The organism is Kitasatospora sp. A2-31 (assembly GCF_022288725.1).
GTDB lineage: Bacteria > Actinomycetota > Actinomycetes > Streptomycetales > Streptomycetaceae > Kitasatospora.
The window spans coordinates 70445-89635 of record NZ_JAKNTA010000013.1; the positions used below are offsets into that span (position 1 = coordinate 70445).

Consider the following 19191-nt stretch of genomic DNA (forward strand, 5'->3'; position numbering starts at 1 on the left):
ACAGGCAAGGGGATCGGGCTAGAATTTTCGACAGGTTTCCTGATGACGGTGGGAGGGCTTGTGACGGACGTGGCTCCGCCGTCGTTGCTGTACTCGGTGAAGCAGGTCGAGCTGGCCACCCGGGCCCGGCTCGACGAACTGCTCAAGCCTGCGGGCGTCACCGCGCTGCAGTACACCGCCCTGACCGTGCTCGAGCGCCGGGACGGCATGTCCTCGGCAGAGCTCGCCCGCAACTCCTTCGTCAGACCGCAGTCCATGTCCGACCTGGTCGGCGCGCTGGAGCGGCGGGGCCTCATCGCCCGGTCCCCGGACCCGGCGAGCCGGCGCCGCCACGTCATCAGCCTGACGGAGGAGGGCCGCACCCTGCTGGCCCGCTATGACCCGGCCGTCCGGGAACTGGAGGAGGAGATGCTCACGGGCTTCACGGCCCGCGAGCGCACGGCCTTCCGCGCCTACCTCAACCGCGCCCGCGAAGCACTCGGCTAGCCGGGGCGACCCTGCTACCCGATCGGCCGCATGCCCCTGGCGCGGGCGATCCCCGACGCCGTGTCGGAGGCCAGGAGGTCGAGGACCTCGCGGGCCCGGCCCGGTCGGCCGGACGAAGCCAGGACGCCCCCGCTGAAGACCGAGTCGATCGCGGTGTCGCCCGGCAGCGGGCCGACGACGACGACGCCTGGCAGGTCCGTCAGCTCGCTGCGCTGCTGGAAGGCCAGGTCGGCCCGGCCGGACGAGAGCAGGCTGCCGGCGGGCACCCCCGCCGGAGCCTGCACAAGCCGCTCCGAGAGCGCGCCGGTGAGCCCCAACCGGGTGATCAGCCCGATGAGAGCGGTCCCGCTGGGACCGGTGGAGTACGCGACCGCCGTCGCGGCCAGGAGCGCGGCCCGCAGGTCGGATTCCGAGTCGAGCGCCGGTACCGGCGCCCCGTCCGGTACCGCGGCGACGACCTGGGAGACCCACAGCGGGCGCACCGTGCCCCTGAGCACGAGTCCTTCCTCCTCCAGTTCGGCCAGTGCTCCTGCGGCGAGGACGAGCAGGTCGGCCTCGGCGCCCTCGCGCACCCGTCGTGCGACCTCGACGCCGCCTGCCGACTCGAAGCGCACCGGGATGCCGCAGGTGCGCCGGAGGTGTTCGGAGAGGTCGGCCAGGACCGGCCGCGTCGCCATCGAGGACAGCCCGCAGATCTCTTGTGTCACATCGCCTCCTTGGGATCCGGCAGCCGGTACGACGCGTGCCAGGGGGCTCGGCGCCGGTCTGCGAGACTGGCCGGATGATCACACCCCGGAGCACGGCGGCCGGAAAGGTCCTCGAGGTCCTCGCGGCCTTCGACCGTGAGCACCCGTCGCAGACACTGTCGGAGATCGCTCAGCGTACGGGCTTGGCCTTGAGCACCACGCACCGCGTGGTCACGGAGCTGGCGGGCTGGGGAGCGCTCGAACGCGCGGAGGACGGATCGTGGCACATCGGGCTGCGCCTGTGGGAGATCGCCTCGGGGTGTCCGCGGACCCAGATCCTGCGCGACGCGGCCCTGCCGTTCATGCAGGATCTCTACGAGGCGACCCATGAGAACGTCCAGCTCGCGGTGCGCGAGGGCACGGAGCTGGTCTTCGTGGAACGGATCGCGGGGCACGGGTCGGTCGAGGTGGTCACGATGGTCGGGTCCCGGTTTCCCGTCGGATCCACCGGGATGGGCCGGGTGCTGCTGGCGCACGCGCCCCGGGAGATCCAGGAGGAGGTCCTTTCGTCGCCGCTCCGGGCCTGGACCCAGCACACCGTCACCGACCCGAAGACGTTGCGGACGCAGCTGGACCGGATCCGCCGAGAGCAGGTCTTCGTCAGTGACCGGCAGCTCTCGGAACGCTCGGTCGCGGTGGCCGCGCCGGTGCGGATCGGCCGCGCCGGCCCGGTGAGCGCCGCCCTGGGGATCGTCATCGCGGCGCGGGGCGCGAGCCGTGCGCGCGGGCTGCGCGAGCCGCTGCTGAGGGCCGTGCGGGGGATCTCCGACGAGCTCGGCAGGCGGGCCCGCACGACGGCCTGACCGGCGGCCCGCACGACGGCCTGACCGGCGGTCTGGCCGGCGGCGGCTTCCGCCTGGCGGAAGGAGCGGCGACGCGGAGGGTGCCCGGATGTCAGCGTTCGGGGTGTTCGCAACCCCGCACCACCGCTCAGGAGATGCCATGGCCGACGCCATCGTCGACACCGTCGCCTCGGTCCCCGTCGCCGTCGTCGGCGCCGGTCCGGCCGGACTGATGCTGGCCCACCTGCTCGGGCGAGCCGGGGTGGAGACGATCGTGCTCGACACCCGCACCCGGCACGAGATCGAGACGACGCACCGGGCCGGCATCCTCGAAGCCGGCGCTGCCCGGGACCTGGTCGAGACCGGCGTCTCCGAGCGGATCCTGCTCGACGGCCACGAACACGAGGGCGTCGAGCTCCGGTTCGGCGGCCGGCCGTACCGCGTCGACTTCCGGGAGCTGGTCGGCGCGTCGGTGTGGCTCTACCCGCAGACCGACGTGTTCGTGGACCTGGCCGATGCCAGGGAACGGGACGGCGGCACGGTCCACTTCGGAGTCGGCGACACCGAGGTCCTCGACATCACGACCGGCACCCCGCGGGTCCGCTGGACCGCGCCGGACGGGACCCGCCACGAAGTCCGGGCACGGTACGTGGTCGGCGCCGACGGCTCGCGCAGCATGTGCCGCGATCTGGTGCCCGAGGACCGGCGGGCGCGCTACGGCAAGGAGTACCCGTTCGCGTGGTTCGGCATCATGGCCGAGGCTCCGACGAGCGCGCCCGAGCTGGTCTACGCCCACTCCGAGCACGGGTTCGCGCTGATCAGCCAGCGCACCGAGACCGTGCAGCGGATGTACTTCCAGTGCGCCCCCGACGAGTCCGTGGACGCCTGGCCGGACGACCGGATCTGGGAGACGCTCCAGGCCCGGGTGGCCGGTGAGGACGGCTTCCGGCTCAAGGAGGGGCCGGTCGTCGAGAAGACGGTGCTGCGGTTCCGCTCCTTCGTCCAGGAGCCCATGCGCTGGGGCTCGATGGCGCTGGCGGGCGACGCCGCGCACACCGTACCGCCGACCGGCGCCCGCGGGCTGAACCTGGCGCTGCACGACGTGAAGGTCCTCGCCGGCGTCCTGCTGCGGGCGCTCGGCGGCGAGGGCGCGGCCGCGCTGGACGACTACCAGCCGCGCGCCCTCCAACGGGTCTGGCGGGCACAGAACTTCTCGTACTGGATGACCCGGCTGCTGCACACCGCGCCCGGCGCCACGCCGTTCGACCTGCGGCGCCAGCTCGGAGAGCTCGACAACGCGGTGGGCACCCGGGCCGGGCGGACCTTCCTCGCCGAGCAGTACACCGGCTGGCCCGCCGCAGCCCAGGACTGAGCCGGACCCCCTCAGGAGAGCACGCATGATCATCGACTGTCACGGCCACTTCACCACCGCACCACCGCAGTTGGCGCACTGGCGGGACCGGCAGGTGGCCGCGGCCGGCTCCGCCGGCGACGCCCCCGACCCCGCCACCCTCGGCATCACCGACGACGACCTGCGCCAGGCCGTCGAGGGCAACCAGCTGCGGCTCATGGACGAGCGCGGCAGCGACCTGACGATCTTCTCCCCGCGGGCCAGCTTCATGGCCCACCACATCGGCGACTTCCAGGTCTCCTCGGTGTGGGCGCGGATCTGCAACGACCTGGTCCACCGCGTCAGCGCGCTCTACCCCGACCGGTTCGCGATGGGCGCGATGCTCCCGCAGTCGCCCGGCGTCGACCCCGCCACCTGTCTGCCCGAGCTGCGCCGAGCGGTCGAGGAGCTCGGTGCGGTGACGGTCAACCTCAACCCCGACCCCTCGGGCGGCAGGTGGACCGCTCCGCCGCTGACCGACCGCAGCTGGTACCCGCTCTACGAGGCGATGACCGAGTACGACATCCCGGCCATGATCCACGTCAGCACCTCGTGCAACCCCGCCTTCCACACCACCGGGGCCCACTACCTCAACGCCGACACCACGGCGTTCATGCAACTGGTCCAAGGCGATCTGTTCGCCGACTTCCCGACGCTGCGGTTCGTGATCCCGCACGGCGGCGGCGCGGTGCCCTACCACTGGGGGCGGTTCCGCGGCCTGGCGACGGCGCTCGGCCGGCCGGACCCCGGAACGCTGCTGGACAACGTCTTCTTCGACACCTGCGTCTACCACCAGCCCGGCGTGGACCTGCTGACCCGGGTCATCCCCAGCCGGTCGGTCCTCTTCGCCAGCGAGATGATCGGCGCGGTCCGTGACGTCGACCCGCGCACCGGTCACCACTTCGACGACACCAAGCGGTACGTCGACGCCACGCCGCACCTCTCCGACGAGGAGCGGGCCGCCGTCTACTCGGGCAACGCCCTGCGCGTCTACCCCCGCCTCGCCGCCCGCCTCGCCGCGGCCGGCCGCTGAACCCAGGAGAGCGAACGCATGGAGCACACCGAGATCGGCGTCGTCCACACGGCGGTCACCCGCGCCGCCCCCGAGGCGGTCGCCGCCCTGTCAGCCTTCGGCGTGGCGACGATCCACGAGGCCATGGGCCGGGTCGGACTGATGCGTCCCTACCTGCGCCCGGTCCACCCCAAGGCCCGGTTGTGCGGCACGGCGGTGACCGTCCTGCTGCAACCCGGGGACAACTGGATGCTGCACGTCGCCGCGGAGCAGATCCGCGAAGGTGACGTCGTGGTCGCCGCCTGCACGACCGAGAGCGAGGACGGGTTCTTCGGCGAACTGCTCGCCACGTCCTTCCGCGCACGGGGATGCAGGGGCCTGGTCATCGACGGCGGCGTGCGCGACGTCGCCGACCTGGAGGCGATGGACTTCCCGGTCTTCGCGCGGGCGGTCAACGCCAAGGGCACGGTGAAGGCCACCCTCGGCTCGGTCAACGTGCCGGTGGTCTGCGCCAACGCACTGGTCCGGCCCGGAGACGTCGTCGTGGCGGACGGCGACGGCGTCGTCGTGGTGCCTCGCGAGCGGGCCGCCGACGTCGCCGAGGCCTCGGCCGCGCGCGAGGCGGGGGAGGCGGGCAAGCGCGCGAGGTTCCGCGCGGGCGAACTCGGCCTGGACCTCTACGACATGCGCGGCCCGCTGGGCGCGCTCGGGCTGCGGTACGAGGACTGAGGATGACCACGACCTTCGAGAAGACCCCCGGCTGGCTCGACTGGTACACCGGTCCGAGCCGCCCGGCTTACCACCTGCCCCCGGGCGCCGTCGACGCCCACTGCCACGTCTTCGGGCCGGGCACGGAGTTCCCGTTCGCTCCCGAGCGCAAGTACACGCCGTGCGACGCGTCGAAGGACCAGCTCTTCGCACTCCGCGACCACCTGGGCTTCGCCCGCACCGTCGTGGTCCAGGCGACCTGCCACGGCGCCGACAACAGTGCCATGGTCGACGCCCTGCGAGCGGCGGGAGGCCTGGCCCGCGGGGTCGCGACGGTGCGTCCCGGCATCGCGGACGCGCAGCTGCGGGAGCTGCACGAGGCGGGTGTGCGCGGGGTGCGGTTCAACTTCGTCAAGCGGCTCGTCGACGCGGCGCCGCAGCAGGACCTCCGGGACGTCGTCGAGCGGATCGTACCGTTCGGCTGGCACGTCGTCGTCTACTTCGAGGCCCCCGACCTCCCCGACCTGCGTGAGTTCCTCCTCTCGATCCCGGTGCCGCTGGTCGTCGACCACATGGGCCGGCCCGATGTCACCAAGGACCCGTACGGCCCGGAGTTCGAGGCGTTCCTGGACTTCATGCGGGCCCGGCCCGACATCTGGTGCAAGGTCACCTGTCCGGAGCGGCTATCGGTGAGCGGCCCGCCGGCCCTCGACGGGGAGCGGACGGCCTACCGCGACGTCGTCCCGTTCGCCCGGCGCGTGGTCGAGGAGTTTCCCGACCGGGTGCTGTGGGGCACCGACTGGCCGCACCCCAACCTCACCGACCACATGCCCGACGACGGCCTGCTCGTCGACTTCGTGCCGGCGATCGCGCCGACGCCGCAGCTGCGGCACGGGCTCCTCGTCGACAACCCGATGCGCCTGTACTGGCCCGAGAAGGACTGAACCGTCCCACGAACGGAGGACCCACCCATGTCGCTGGACAAGAGCTACAAACTGGTCCCGGGGACGACCGTCTTCGACGCCGAGCAGTCGGCCAAGGGCTACCACCTCAACCAGTTCTGCATGTCGTTGATGACGGCCGAGAACCGGCACAGCTACCTCGCCGACGAGCGCGCCTACCTGGACGCGTGGCCACTGCGGGAGGAACAGAGGCGGGCGCTGCTCGACCGCGACCTCAACGCCGCGATACGTGAGGGCGGCAACATCTACTTCCTCGCCAAGTGGGGCGCTACGCTGGGACTTTCGTTCCAACAGATGGCCGGCTCGATGACCGGCATGACCGAGCAGGACTACCGCGACATGATGGTCGCCGGCGGCCGCTCCGTCGCCGGCAACCGGATCGATCACGCCGTCCTCGAAGCGGCTCACGCCGACCGGACGCCGCCGGCCGAGCACGCCGTGATCACCGGCGCCGTCTTCACCTCCCACGTGCCCGCGATCGGCGCGGCGATGGACCACCACAAGACCGACGAGCCCTACTGGCGGCCCGTCTTCGGCGGCTACGAGTACTCCAGGCGGTGGGAGCGGGAGAACCTCCCCGACGTGGTGTTCCTGGTCTACAACGACCACGCCACCGCCTTCGACCAGGCGGTGATCCCGACCTTCGTGCTCGGCACCGGCCCGGTCTACCCGACCGCCGACGAGGGCTACGGACCCCGGCCCGTCCCGGGCATCGAAGGCCACCCCGACCTCGCCGCGCACATCGCGCACTCGCTCATCAGGGACGACTTCGACCTCACACTCGTCAACGAGATGAGCGTCGACCACGGCCTGACCGTCCCGCTGTCGCTGATGTTCGGGGACGTCGAGGCCTGGCCGTGCAAGGTGATCCCGTTCCACGTCAACGTGGTGCAGTACCCGGTGCCCTCGGGCGCGCGGTGCTTCCGGCTCGGCCAGGCGCTGCGCAGGGCGATCGAGTCCTACGACCGGCCACTGAACGTCCAGGTGTGGGGAACCGGCGGCATGAGCCACCAGCTCCAGGGCCCCCGGGCCGGCCTCATCAACCGGGCGTGGGACAACGCCTTCCTGGACCGGCTGGTCGAGGACCCGACCGGCCTGGCGCGGGTGCCGCACCTGGAGTACGTCGAGGAGGCGGGCTCGGAGGGCATCGAACTGGTCATGTGGCTGATCGCCCGCGGTGCGATGAGCGACATCGACGGAAGCGGCGAGATCGAGGTCAAGCACCGCTTCTACCACGTCCCGGCGTCCAACACCGCCGTGGGACACCTGATCCTGGAGAACCACCCGCGGGCCGCGGTGCCCGCCGTGAAGGAGTGACATGACTGACGACCGGACCGTCCGGATCGCCCTCGCGGGAGGCGGCGCCTTCGGTGCCAAGCACGCGGCCGCGCTCAGGCGGATCGAGGGCGTCGAGGTGACCGCTGTCGTGAGCAGCTCCCTCGACAGCGCCCGGAAGTTCGCCGAGGAGCAGGGCGTGGGGCGAGGCGTCGCGACGCTGGAGGAGGCGCTGGCGATGGACGACGTCGACGCCGTCATCCTCGCCACGCCCACGCCGATGCACGCCGCGCAGACGCTGGCCTGCCTGGAGGCGGGCAAGCACGTCCAGGTGGAGATCCCGCTGGCCGCCTCGCTCGCCGACGCCGAGGCGTGCCTGGCCGCGCAGCAGCGCACCGGGCTCGTCGCGATGGTCGGGCACACCCGCCGCTTCAACCCCAGTCACCAGTGGGTGCGCCGGCGGATCGAGGCCGGGGGGTTCCGGATCCAGCAGATGGACGTGCAGACGTTCTTCTTCCGCCGCACGAACCTCAACGCGCTCGGGCGGCAGCGCTCCTGGACCGACCACCTGCTGTGGCACCACGCCGCGCACACCGTCGACCTGTTCGCCTACCAGACCGGCTCGCCGATCGTGCAGGCCAACGCGATCCAGGGGCCGATCCACCCCGAACTCGGCATCGCGATGGACATGTCGATCCAGCTGCGCGCGGCGAACGGAGCCATCTGCACCCTGTCGCTCTCGTTCAACAACGACGGGCCGCTCGGCACCTTCTTCCGCTACATCGGCGACACCGGCACCTACCTCGCGCGCTACGACGACCTGGTCACGGGCAAGGACGAGCCGATCGACGTGAGCGGCGTCGACGTCTCGATGGACGGCATCGAACTGCAGGACCGCGAGTTCGTCGCCGCCATCCGCGAGGGCCGGGAGCCGAACTCCTCCATCGCCCAGGTGATGTCCTGCTACCGCACGCTGGCCCGCCTGGAGACGCAGCTCGCCGCCGCCCCGGGCGCGTGAGCGCGGCGCCGTGGGCGGCGCCCGGCGCCGCACCGCTCGGGGCGCGGTACCGACGACGCCGGTACCGCGCCGCGAGCCCACCGGCGATCCTCTTCGAGGAGCGGCCGCCGTGCCGGTGCCCGGGCGTCCGCCGGTCGGCGGGTCAGGGCCGGGCCGGCGGCGCGAAATCGCACGGCACGGTCCGGTGCAGGCCCAGCAGCCGAAGCACCTTCGCGGGCTGTCGGGAGACGCCGCGCAGGAGCAGCCGGGTGCCCGCTGCCAGGCGCCGGTTCACCTGCAGGAAGGCGTTCGCCCCCGAGCTGTCGCAGAAGCCGACCGCGGAGAGGTCGAGCACGAGCTCGTGATCGCCTTCGCCTGCCAGGCCCAGCAGCGACGGGATCAGCTCGGATGCGGTGAGCACGTCCAGTTCGCCGGACAGCCGTAGGATCAAGCCGCCCGTCACCGGGGCGGGTGCGGTCCTGACCGCCTCTGCCGTTGTGCTCACCACAACCTCCTGGAAGTCTCGTCGTCCATGGCGGCCTGTCCGGCCGTGCGGTCGCCCTCGGGGCGGGTGGTCTCGTGCCGCACCGAAGCCGATCAAGGGGTGGGCGGTACGCGGCAGATCCGTTCGGGCCCGAGTGGGTGGGCCAGTGGTCCCTGCATCGAGGTGTTCCGCAGGCCGGGTGCCGGTGCGGAACTGCCAGGGTTGTGTGGTGTGGATGGACGGGGCGGCGCACGCGGCAGCGAGGAGGATCCGGTGGACGGGAGCCGTGACATCGCGGCTCCTGACGAGCCGTGCGGTCATGGGGGGTGGGTCGTCCCCTTCAGAGGCGCCGAAGTGGCTGAGCGTGGTCGGCACGGTCAGCCCGTCCGGTTGTCGCGTGAGGCCCGGCCGCTCCACACGGGCTCCAGCAGTGCCCAGGAGTGTTGCCAGGCCAGGTCGGCCCGGCGGTCCAGGGCGTCCAGGCGGATGCCGAGACCGGCGAGGACGAGGACGCCGAGGCTTCCGAGGAGGAACAGCCCGAGGCAGGCCGCCTTGGCGGCGACGGCGGCCGATCCGAGCGGGGGAGCCACGGAGTGGCCGGCGTCGTCGACCCAGATGCCGACGGTCGAACCGGGGGCCGTGCCGCCCGGTACCGGGACGTCGCCCGTGGTGCGCTGCCCGGTGGGGTCGGCCCAGGCGGCATCAGCCTCGTACCGCCACCCGCCGTTGTGGGCGCCGGACTGTCGCCGCGCCGGAGTGAGCACGACCGCCTCGACCTGGTGGAGGCGGGCGGCCGTCACCGAGGCCTGGTGCCGGACAACGGTGAAGTCGGCCGCCGCCGCGCCCGCGCCGCCGAGCACGGCGAGTCCGATGCCGAGGACGGCCAGTGCCAGGGCCCGGCTGCGCGAGCGGTCGATCGGGCGGACCATCGGGTTCAGGTCCTTCCCCAGCGCCTGCCGGAGGTGGCGGCGGAAGGGCGGTAGCGGGTCGGCTTGCTCGGGTGCGGTGGTCATTCCCGGTACTCCTTCGTGGACGGTCTGGCAGGTGGCGGCGTCCGGAGGGCGCTCGATCTCAGGAGTGGGGGATGACCGCCACCGGGACGGTGGAGTGGTGCAGCACGGCGTGCGCGACGGGCCCGAGCAGCGCGCCGACGTGATGACGGCGCTCGCGGCGGCCGATGACGACCAGCTCGGCACCGGCGGCGGCGTCCAGGACGGCCCTCGCCGCGCTCCCGAGCCGGATGTCCTCGACGACGTTGACGCCAGGGTGGCTTGCGCGCTGGCCGGCGAGGTGCCCGGACAGCACGGCGGACTCCGTCCTCTTCTGTGCCGGGAGATCCACGGGTGGCGGGACGACTCCTCCGAAGGCCCAGGCCGGGACCGGCTCCCAGCCGTGGACGGCGCGCAGGGTGGCGCCGCGGCGTTCCGCCTCGGTGAAGGCGAAGTCAAGGACGGCTTCGCCCGGTTGGCGCGAGTCGATCCCGACCACGATGTCGCCCGTAGCACGGGCGACATCGTGGTCGGGAGACCTTCCGCTGACGAGGACCGTGGGGACCGTGGCGCGGGCGGCGACCGCGAGGGAGACCGAGCCGACCAGCAGTCCGGCGAATCCCCCGAGCCCTCGGGTGCCGAGCACCAGCATCTCCTGGCCGGCTGCTTCGGCGATCAGGCCGTCGACCGGGTCGTCGGGCCGCACGGCGACCTCCACCGCCAGGCCCGGGTGGGCGACGCGGATGCGGTCGGCGACGCGGGCGAGGGCGTCGAGCGCGGCGGGCCTGAGGTCACCGGAGTTCGACCGGTCCACGTTCTCACCGCTCAGCCAGGGCCAGACGTGGAGAAGGCACAGTGCCGATCCCAGTCTCTGAGCCTCCTGCGCAGCCCACACGGCGGCGGCCTCGCTCTGAGGTGAGCCGTCGAGGCCCACCAGGACCTGTCGTGTCGTCACGATCGCTCCTCACTTGACGCTTCGGTAGGGCTGGGTGCCGACCGGCTGTGCACAAATCTCCCGTCGGGCCGAGCGGGAGCCAAGGGACTGACGGGACCCGGTGGTGGGCCGGTGGTCCCTGTGGGGCGCGGCGGACGGTGCGTCGCGCGCCGGTGCGCGCCGTGCCCCCACCTCCCCGCAGGGCCGGCAGTCCCCTCTCCGGGGTCGTACGTCCCGGCGGCGGGCCGCCCCCGTCGGGCCCTTTGCCGGCGTCAGGGAGCGACAGGGACCACCGGCCCCTCCCCTCAGGCGGAGTATGGCCTGTTCGGCCCTGCGCCGACGCAGGCCGCAGGGTGACGATGAGGGCCTGTCCACAGTCGGCGGTCGGTCGAGCCGGCAGATCCGGAGGGGAGCGCAGGGGGGCCGAACGTTAGGAGATCAGCACCATGGAGCTACCCGTCGTCGTCGGAATCGACGGCTCCGAAGCCGGCCTGGCCGCTGCCGACTGGGCCGCCCGCGAGGCGCTGCTGCGCGGCTGCCCGCTGCGCGTCCTGCACGCGCTGCCACTGATGCCTCATCTGCTCCCCAGTTGGTCGGCAGGACGGCAACCCGACCCGGGCGCCCTGCTGCACGAGGTCCGCCACATCCTGGCGGTGCGCTACCCGCAGCTGGAGACCCGCACCGACGAGGTTCACGACATCGCCACCGCAGCGCTGGTGGCCGCCGGGGAGGACGCCGAACTGCTCGTCGTCGCCGCCCGCGGCGCCGGCGGCTTCCCCGGACTGCGCATCGGGTCCACCGCCCTGCACCTGGCAGCCCGAGCCGGCTGCCCGACCGTGGTGCTCCCCGTGGACCCGCCGGGTCCGGAACCGCGCGAGCACGTCGTGCTCGGGCTGGACGCCCGCCGACCCGCCGAGGCGGCTCTGGAATTCGCGTTCGCCGCCGCGCACCGCCACCGAGTGCCGCTGCACGTCGTCCACGCCTCGGTGGCCGGCGCCCCGGACGACGAGACCGAACTCCTCGCCCGTGCCTTCGAACCGTGGCAGGCCGCCCATCCGGAGGTCGAGGTCGTCGCGGACACCTGGTGCACCGGAGCGGGCCCGGCACTGGTGGAGGCGTCGGCCAAGGCCCGACTGCTGGTGTTGGGCAGGCGGCCCGCAGCTCTGGCCGGCTCGCTCGGTCCGGTCGGTCACGCCGTCCTGCACCACGCCGCCTGCCCGGTGGCCGTGATCGCGGAGGCGTGAGCGGGACCTTCGGGCCGTGCCCGGGCTGTTCGGCCCCTGTGGCCGGTGCCCGGCAGACCGGGAGCCTTGGGAGAGGACGTCAGGTCGCGTGCAGCAGCGCCGCGACCGTCGAACGAGGAGGAGCGTCATCATGTCGCACGCCGTAGTGGTCGGAGTCGACGGATCGGAACCGAGCAAGGCCGCGGCCGAGTGGGCCGCTCAGCAGGCCTACCGCAGTGGCCGGCCGCTGCGGATGATCCACGCCGGGGCAGCGGAGCCCTTTGCGCCCACGGAGCCCGACGGCGGCGGCGAGCCCCTTCCGCAGCCGGTGCTCGCCGTGCGGGACCACATCGCGCGCGTGCTGCCGGGTCTGGAGACCACCTGCCGGCACCTCCCCGGCAATCCGGCGTACGTGCTGGCGGCTGCCGGCGGGCGGGACGGCCTGCTCGTCGTCGGCTCGCGCGGCTCAGGCGGGTTCACCGGTCTGCTGGTCGGCTCGACCGCGCTGCGCACGGCGACGCGTGCGCATTGTCCCGTGGTCCTGGTCCGAGCCGGGGCGGACGGACAGGGGGCCGCCTCCGGTGACGTGGTGGTCGGGCTGGACAGCGCTCTGCCCGGTGGCGAGGTGCTCGCCTTCGCCTTCGAGCAGGCCGCCGCGCGTGGCGCGACGCTACGGGCGCTGGAGAGCCGGACGCTTCCCGCCGGGCCGTACGTGACGGAGGCCCCGGTGGGGCAGCGTGAGATCAGGGAGTCCATGGCGGCGGCGGAGCTGGTGCGTCTTCAGGACGCGCTGGCGCCCTGGCGCGAGAAGTTCCCCGAGGTCCGCGTCGAGGCCGAGGTGACGGCCTGGCCGGCCGGGCGGGCCCTGGTGGAGGCGTCGCGGGGAGCCTCGTTGACGGTGGTGGGCCGCCGGACGTCCGGGCTGCACGCGGCCGCACCGTGGCTGGGCGGAGTGGCCCACGCCGTCGTGCACCACGCGCACAGCCCGGTGGCGGTCGTGCCGCACGACTGAGCCGTCCGCGCCGGTGGTGGCCGTGGCGCCGGCCCGCAGGTCGGCGCCACGGCCACCACCGGCGTTCCGGGCGCCGCCGGGCTCCAAGGTGCAGGGCTCCGGGGCGCCGGGGCCGGGTCGTGCGGGTGGAGCGGGGAGGCGGGTGGCGCCCGCCTCCCCGGGGCGGGCGTCAGCCGCCGTGACTGCGGAGCGTCTCCTTGACCTTGGCGATCGCGAAGCCCCACCCCTGCTCGACGGTCGGCTTGCCGGGGACCGCGAGTTCCCGGGGGTTGGTCAGGACGTCGAGCACCACCGGTCCCGGCGTCTCGAAGGCCCGCCGCACGCCGTCGAGCAGTTCGGAGGGGCGGGTGACCCGGATGCCGGTCAGGCCGAGAGCGGTGGCGACCGCGCTGAAGTCCGGGTTGTCCAGCTCCGTGCCGAACTCGGGGAGCCCGGCCTGCTCCTGCTCCAGTTTGACCATGCCGAGGCGGCGGTTGTCGAACACCACGAGCTTCACCGGCAGCCGGTGGGTCCGGATCGTCATCAGGTCGCCGAGGAGCATGCTCAGGCCGCCGTCGCCGCAGAACGCCACGACCTGCCGGTCGGGGGCCCAGAGCTGCGCGCCGATGGCCTGGGGCATGGCGTTGGCCATCGAGCCCAGGTTGTACGAGCCCAGCAGCCGCCGGCGGCCGTGCATGGTCACGAACCGGGACAGCCAGACGGTTGCCATGCCCGTGTCGGAGGTGAAGACGGCGTCGTCGCTCGCGCATGCGTTCACGGCGGCGGCCAAGGCCTCCGGGCGGACGTCGTGGGCCCGGTTGTCCAGCGCGCTGCGCAGGCGGCCGAGCAGGTGGTGGTCGTGGTCGGGGTCCGCCAGCCGCCGCTGGCCGGCGGTCCACTGCTCGAAGCGCTCACGAGCCGCTTCGAGGTGGGCTCGGTCCGCGACGGGCCGCAGGTGCGGGAGGAGGGCTCGGAGGGTGGCCCCGGTGTCGCCCGCCAGTCCCACGTCGAGGGGCACCCGGCGGCCGAGGTGGCGTTCGAGGAGGTCGATCTGGACGACCTTGCGGCCGGTGGGGTACCAGTCCCGATAGGGGAAGTCCGTGCCGAGCATGATCAGGGTGTCGCAGGCGTCCAGCGCCCCGGCGGCTGCGGGGTTGCCGATCAGACCGGTCTGTCCGACCTGGTAGGGGTTGTCCCCCTCGAATCCCTCCTTGGCCTTGAGGGTGAGGATCATGGGTGCGCACAGGCGTTCGGCGAGTTCCAGCACCTCCCCGCGGGCCTCCCTGGCGCCCTGGCCGACCAGGAGGGTCACCCGTTCGGAGGTGTTCACGAGGTCGGCGGCTTCCCGGATGCCGGCGTCGTCGGCGCGGGTGACCGGGCGGGCACGCAGGAAGCGGGCAGGGCGGTCGTCCGCCACCTCCTGGTCCCCCAGGTCGCCGGGGACCGTCAACACCGCCACGCCACGCTCGCTGATCGCGCAGCGGACGGCGGTCTCCAGCATCCTCGGCAGTTGGTCCGGCGAGGTCACGGTCGCCCGGAAGACCGCGACGTCCCGGAACAGCAGGTCGTTGTCGACCTCCTGGAAGTAGTCGCTGCCCAGCTCGGCGGAGGGGACCTGTCCGGCGATGGCCAGCAGCGGGGTCCGGCTCTTGGCCGCGTCGTACAGTCCGTTGAGCAGGTGCACCGATCCGGGCCCCACGGTACCCATGCACACGCCCAGGGTTCCCGACAGCTGGGACTGGGCGCCGGCCGCGAAGGCCGCGGCCTCTTCGTGGCGACAGCCGATCCAGTCGAGGCCTTCGGTGGTGCGGATGGCGTCGGTCAGCGGGTTCAAGGCGTCGCCGACGACGCCGAACACATGGCGTACACCCAGCTCCTGCAGGGCGTCGACGATCACGCGGGCGACGGTACGTGCCACGGGGTTTCCCTTCGGGGTGTCAGACGGTGAACCGGTCGGGGTGGGCGGCCTCCCAGTCGGGTGCCCAGGAGCGGGGCGGGTCCTGGAGCAACTGCCCTGGCGCCAGCCAGGGATGGAGGTCCGCGTACGAGCGGATGGTCTGCGGGTCGATGCGGCGCTGGAGCATGTGCGGCTGCAGCTGGGAGGGGTCGTCGACTCCCATGGCGGCCATGATCTGCAGGGCGCTCTTGACGGTGGCCTCCTGGTAGCGCCGCACGCGCTGGGACTTGTCGCCCACGTGCAGGGCGCGGGCCCGCCGCGGGTCATGAGTGGCCACGCCGACGGGGCAGGTGTTGGTGTGGCAGCGCTGGGCCTGGATGCAGCCGAGGGCGAACATCATGGCCCGGGCGGCATTGGTGTAGTCGGCCCCTTGGATCAGCCGCTTCACCAGGTCGCTGCCGGTGGCGACCTTGCCGCTGGCGCCGATCCGGATCCGGTCGCGCAGACCGGTACCGACCAGCGCGTTGTGGACCGTCATCAGGCCCTCGGTGAGAGGCAGTCCGACGTGGTCGGCGAACTCCAGGGGGGCTGCTCCGGTTCCGCCCTCCGCTCCGTCGACGACGATGAAGTCCGGTGCCACCCCCTCCTCCAGCATGGCCTTGCACACCGCGAGGAACTGGCTGCGCGAGCCGACGCAGAGCTTGAACCCGGTCGGTTTGCCGTCCGCGAGCGCGCGCATCCGACCGATGAAGCGCACCAGTTCGCGCGGGGTGGTGAAGACCCGGTGGTGGGGCGGGGAGACGACGGTCCGTCCCTGCGGGACGCCGCGGACCTTCGCGATCTCCGCGTCCACCTTCGGCCCGGGCAGGACGCCGCCGATTCCCGGCTTGGCGCCCTGGCTGAGTTTCAGCGACACGCACCTGACCTGCGGGTGCGCCGCCTTCTCGGCGAACAGAGCGGGGTCGAAGTCCCCGTTCCCGGTGCGACAGCCGAAGTAGCCGGTACCGATCTCCCACACCAGATCGCCGCCCGGCCGCAGGTGGTACTCGGACAGCCCGCCCTCGCCCGTGTCGTGGGCGAAGCCGCCCATTGCGGCACCGGCGTTCAGTGCCAGGACGGCGTTGGCCGACAGCGAGCCGAAGCTCATCGCGGACACGTTGAGCAGCGCCATGTCGTACGGCCGGGTGCAGTCCGGGCCGCCGATCCGGACCCGCGGGGCGCGGGTGGGCACGGCGACCGGGGCCAGCGATGGTACGAGGAACTCGCGCCCGCTCGCGTACAGGTCGAGTTCGGTGCCGAAGGGCTCCTCCGCGTCGATCCCTTTGGCCCGCTCGTAGACGATGCTGCGGGTGTCGCGGTCGAACGGGCGCCCGTCCACGTTCCGCTCGATGAAGTACTGCTGCAGCTCAGGCCGGATGCCCTCCAGGGCGAACCGCAGATGTCCCAGCACGGGATAGTTGCGCAGCACCGAATGCCGAACCTGCAGCAGATCGGCCGCGGCGAGGGCCGTCACCGCCCCCAGGGGAACGACCGCCAGCCACCACCAGGGTGACACCACGAAAGCCGCCGCCGCAGCGACGGTCGCCCCGCACACGATCCCGGCGATCCACAGAAGTCTCAGCACGAGTGCCGTCTATCCCCGATCACCGCCCGCAATCCCGCGCCGTCCCGGAGCTCGTGACGAACGCCCGCGGGCGCTGAGAGCCGGGGACCGGCCCTCAGGCCGGGTGCAGGCCGACGGCGCAGGCGGCCGGTCCTGACGGCCTGCCTGCGGCGCTCGTGCGCGTCTGTCAGCGCACGCGTACCCCGATGAGGCAGGTGTCGTCGTCGGTGTCCGCGTTGGTGTACCGCAGGAGCAGGTCGAGCTGCCGCTCCAGGTCCGGCGATTGCCCGCTGTGGTCGGGCCGCTGGGCGACGGCCAGCAGATTGTCCAGGGACTCCTGGACCGAGCGGTCCCTGCGCTCGATGAGGCCGTCGGTGTACATCATCAGGGTGTCGCCGGCCTTCAGCTGGACTTCCGCCTCCTCGTACTCGGCCTGGTCGATGGCGCCGAGGAGGATGCCGCCGGCGGTCGGCAGGGCGGTGGCGCGGCCGTCACGTACGAGGACGGGGGGCAGGTGGCCGGCCCGGGCCCAGCGCAACTGCCGGCTCCCGGGTTCGTAGAGGCCGCAGACGGCGGTGGCGGTGACGTCGTCGGTCAGGTGGTGGGTCACCGTGTTCAACCACGTCAGCAACTGGGCGGGGCCCGCGCCGGTGGCGGCCAGTCCGCGCAGGGCGTTGCGCAGGGCGACCATGCCGGTGGCCGCTTCGATGCCGTGGCCGGCCACGTCGCCCACGCACAGCAGCACCTGGCCGTGGGGGAGCACGACGGCGTCGTACCAGTCGCCGCCGACCAGGTGCTCCTTCTCGGCCGGGCGGTAGCGCACGGCGACGCGCAGGTCGTGGAGATCGCGGGGGCCGCGGTTGGGCGGCATGATGGCGTGCTGGAGCTGGAGGGCGAGGCGGCTGCGTTCGGCGGCCTGCTCCGCGGTCTGGGCGAGCTGGTCGCGGGTGGCGGCCAGGGCCACCTCGGTCCAGTGCTGGGCGGAGACGTCCTGGTAGGCGCCGCGAACGGCGATGAGGCGGGAATCGTCGTCCAGCACGGGTTCGGCGACCACTCGGATGTGGCGGGCGACGCCGTCGGGGCGCCGGAGACGGAAGGCCGTGGACGCGGGTCGCCTGTGGTGCAGAAGGGTGCGCAGGAATCGGCCGATGGAGTGCTCGTCGTCCGGGTGGGCGTGGGCGGCGAGCTGCTCCAGGGGGATGGGCTGCGCGGTGGGCGGCAGGCCGTGGAGGTCGTAGAGGGTGTCGTTCCAGGCGATCTCGTGGGTCAGGAGGTTCTCTTCGAAGCCTCCGATGCGGCCCAGGCGCTGCGCGTGCTGGAGGAGCCTGGCGACCCTGGGCGTGCCTTCGTCGAGGTGCCACAGGACGACGATGTGGTCACCGGACCGGGAGATGCTGACCTTGGCCTCGGTGGCGAGGGGTACACCGTCGACGATGGCGGCCAGTCGCATCCGGTCGGCACGGAAGGGCTCGCCGGTTGCGAGGACGTGCTCCACCTTCTCGAACAGGCCGCCGGGCTCGGCGGCCAGGGGGTAGGCCTCCAGGAGCCGGTGGCCGGCCACAGCGCTGCGCGGGCGCCCGGCGAAGTCGACGAACCGGACGTTGACGTGGCGGATTCGGAACCCGACCTGGTCCGGGGTCTGGCCGAGGATCGGTTCCAGGACCATGCACGGATCGTTCAGCCCGTCGGTGAGCTCCACGAGTTCGGTCAGCCGACGGTCGGCGGCCGGCCCGGCCGGCCCGGCCGGCCCGGCCGGACCCTGCGCCGGCGAGTCACCGCCTTCGACGACGGTGGCGCACAGGTTGGCGAGGACCTCGAACTGCCGCTGCACGGGTTGGGGCTGCTCGGGCAGCGGTCCGGCCCAGCAGATCTCCAGGGCTCCGATGATCCGTCCGCCGGAGCCGGCGGGCAGGACGACCCGTCCGCCCGTCAGGTCGCGCAGCCCGATGGACGGCAGAGCGGCGCCGGACAGGGTCTCGTAGCGGATGGGCGCCCGGTGGTCGAGCGCCTGCCGTGCCGGGGTGGGGACCCCGGGCGGTACGTGCCGCCACCGGCCCGACTCCTCGGCGGTGAAGCCGGCGCTGCCGGCCAGGGACAGCGACTGGTCCGGGTTGGCCGCCCAGATCGCCACCGCCTTGGCCTGGAGCGGGCGCAACGCGTGTTCCAGGATCGACCGGGCCACGGCGTGGGCGTCCTGGCCGGCGAGGGCGCCGGCCTCCGCGGTCCGCAGGCGCAGGCCCACGGACGGGGAGGCGGGCCGGGCCACGGCGTCCACGAAGTCCCGGGCGAGCTCGGCGATGTGGTCGCGGGAGGCCTTGTTGACCAGGTCGGCGGCCAGTTCGAGGGGCGTGATCCGGGCCTGTTCGGCCAGGCTCTTCAGCTGGTTGGCCGCCTCGGTGGGGCTACAGCCCAGCCGCTCCACCAGGACGCCCTTGGCCATGTCGATCAGGGCCCTGCCTTCGGCCTGGGTCTGGGCGTGCTGCAGTTCGCGGCGCAGCCGCTCGACGGTGTCGGCGAGGCGGCCGACGGCCGCGGAGTCGGGCGGGTCGCCCCCGGGCCGGCGCCGCGGTTCGTCCGCTGCAGGCCGGCCCGGTACCCGCCGTGCCGGCAGGCGGAGGGGGGCGGTGTCCGGCTGGTCGCCGGTGTTGCCGGGCTCGTGGGTGCTGAGCACGCTGGTTCCTCGGTGTGCGGGCGTCGGTGGATGGCCGGTGC

General features: G+C 73.0%; 17 protein-coding genes. 10 read left to right on the forward strand and 7 right to left on the reverse strand.

Features of this window, described 5'->3' with window-relative positions:
* The first annotated feature begins 42 nt into the window (after nucleotides 1-42).
* Nucleotides 43-486, forward strand: a complete 444-nt coding sequence (locus tag MCM47_RS29990) for a MarR family winged helix-turn-helix transcriptional regulator (protein ID WP_238864829.1) — start codon at nucleotides 43-45, stop codon at nucleotides 484-486.
* A gap of 14 nt (nucleotides 487-500) precedes the next feature.
* Here the strand turns inward: MCM47_RS29990 and MCM47_RS29995 are convergent, their stop codons facing one another.
* Complete coding sequence (locus tag MCM47_RS29995) at nucleotides 501-1193, reverse strand: substrate-binding domain-containing protein (RefSeq protein ID WP_238864831.1); 693 nt, start codon at nucleotides 1191-1193, stop codon at nucleotides 501-503.
* Nucleotides 1194-1267: 74 nt separating this feature from the next.
* Here MCM47_RS29995 and MCM47_RS30000 point away from each other — a divergent pair, with 74 nt between their 5' ends.
* The 7 genes from MCM47_RS30000 to MCM47_RS30030 all read left to right on the forward strand — a co-directional run bounded on the left by MCM47_RS30000 (nucleotide 1268) and on the right by MCM47_RS30030 (nucleotide 8379).
* Nucleotides 1268-2035, forward strand: coding sequence for an IclR family transcriptional regulator (locus tag MCM47_RS30000; protein ID WP_238864833.1), 768 nt, complete (start codon nucleotides 1268-1270; stop codon nucleotides 2033-2035).
* A gap of 139 nt (nucleotides 2036-2174) precedes the next feature.
* Complete coding sequence (locus MCM47_RS30005) at nucleotides 2175-3386, forward strand: 4-hydroxybenzoate 3-monooxygenase (RefSeq protein WP_238864835.1); 1212 nt, start codon at nucleotides 2175-2177, stop codon at nucleotides 3384-3386.
* Between the two features lie 25 nt (nucleotides 3387-3411).
* The gene (locus MCM47_RS30010) at nucleotides 3412-4437 is read left to right on the forward strand and encodes an amidohydrolase family protein (RefSeq protein ID WP_238864837.1); all 1026 of its coding nucleotides are present in this window, start codon (nucleotides 3412-3414) and stop codon (nucleotides 4435-4437) included.
* 18 nt (nucleotides 4438-4455) lie between these two features.
* The gene (gene ligK, locus MCM47_RS30015; protein ID WP_238864839.1) at nucleotides 4456-5145 is read left to right on the forward strand and encodes a 4-carboxy-4-hydroxy-2-oxoadipate aldolase/oxaloacetate decarboxylase; all 690 of its coding nucleotides are present in this window, start codon (nucleotides 4456-4458) and stop codon (nucleotides 5143-5145) included.
* A 2-nt stretch (nucleotides 5146-5147) separates the two neighbouring features.
* The gene (locus MCM47_RS30020; RefSeq protein WP_238864841.1) at nucleotides 5148-6068 is read left to right on the forward strand and encodes an amidohydrolase family protein; all 921 of its coding nucleotides are present in this window, start codon (nucleotides 5148-5150) and stop codon (nucleotides 6066-6068) included.
* A gap of 27 nt (nucleotides 6069-6095) precedes the next feature.
* Entirely contained in the window at nucleotides 6096-7403 is a 1308-nt protein-coding gene (ligA, locus tag MCM47_RS30025; RefSeq protein WP_238864843.1) for a protocatechuate 4,5-dioxygenase subunit alpha, read from the forward strand.
* A 1-nt stretch (nucleotide 7404) separates the two neighbouring features.
* The gene (locus MCM47_RS30030) at nucleotides 7405-8379 is read left to right on the forward strand and encodes a Gfo/Idh/MocA family oxidoreductase (protein ID WP_238864845.1); all 975 of its coding nucleotides are present in this window, start codon (nucleotides 7405-7407) and stop codon (nucleotides 8377-8379) included.
* Nucleotides 8380-8521: 142 nt separating this feature from the next.
* On the opposite strand, the gene MCM47_RS43510 is transcribed toward MCM47_RS30030, so the two are convergent.
* The 3 genes from MCM47_RS43510 to MCM47_RS30045 all read right to left on the reverse strand — a co-directional run bounded on the left by MCM47_RS43510 (nucleotide 8522) and on the right by MCM47_RS30045 (nucleotide 10786).
* The gene (locus MCM47_RS43510; protein ID WP_238864847.1) at nucleotides 8522-8863 is read right to left on the reverse strand and encodes an STAS domain-containing protein; all 342 of its coding nucleotides are present in this window, start codon (nucleotides 8861-8863) and stop codon (nucleotides 8522-8524) included.
* A gap of 356 nt (nucleotides 8864-9219) precedes the next feature.
* On the reverse strand, nucleotides 9220-9855 hold the full coding sequence (locus MCM47_RS30040) for a hypothetical protein (RefSeq protein ID WP_238864849.1): 636 nt from the start codon (nucleotides 9853-9855) through the stop codon (nucleotides 9220-9222).
* Nucleotides 9856-9913: 58 nt separating this feature from the next.
* Nucleotides 9914-10786, reverse strand: coding sequence for a universal stress protein (locus tag MCM47_RS30045; RefSeq protein ID WP_238864850.1), 873 nt, complete (start codon nucleotides 10784-10786; stop codon nucleotides 9914-9916).
* 425 nt (nucleotides 10787-11211) lie between these two features.
* Between MCM47_RS30045 and MCM47_RS30050 the strand changes: the two genes are divergently transcribed.
* Nucleotides 11212-12009, forward strand: a complete 798-nt coding sequence (locus MCM47_RS30050) for a universal stress protein (RefSeq protein ID WP_238864851.1) — start codon at nucleotides 11212-11214, stop codon at nucleotides 12007-12009.
* A gap of 130 nt (nucleotides 12010-12139) precedes the next feature.
* A complete protein-coding gene (locus MCM47_RS30055; protein ID WP_238864852.1) occupies nucleotides 12140-13000 on the forward strand; it encodes a universal stress protein in 861 nt (286 codons plus the stop codon).
* A 169-nt stretch (nucleotides 13001-13169) separates the two neighbouring features.
* On the opposite strand, the gene MCM47_RS30060 is transcribed toward MCM47_RS30055, so the two are convergent.
* The 3 genes from MCM47_RS30060 to MCM47_RS30070 all read right to left on the reverse strand — a co-directional run bounded on the left by MCM47_RS30060 (nucleotide 13170) and on the right by MCM47_RS30070 (nucleotide 19150).
* The gene (locus tag MCM47_RS30060; RefSeq protein WP_238864853.1) at nucleotides 13170-14897 is read right to left on the reverse strand and encodes a thiamine pyrophosphate-dependent enzyme; all 1728 of its coding nucleotides are present in this window, start codon (nucleotides 14895-14897) and stop codon (nucleotides 13170-13172) included.
* 19 nt (nucleotides 14898-14916) lie between these two features.
* Nucleotides 14917-16497, reverse strand: coding sequence for an FMN-binding glutamate synthase family protein (locus MCM47_RS30065; protein WP_255753007.1), 1581 nt, complete (start codon nucleotides 16495-16497; stop codon nucleotides 14917-14919).
* A 169-nt stretch (nucleotides 16498-16666) separates the two neighbouring features.
* Nucleotides 16667-19150, reverse strand: a complete 2484-nt coding sequence (locus tag MCM47_RS30070) for a SpoIIE family protein phosphatase (protein ID WP_238864855.1) — start codon at nucleotides 19148-19150, stop codon at nucleotides 16667-16669.
* Nucleotides 19151-19191 lie beyond the last annotated feature (41 nt).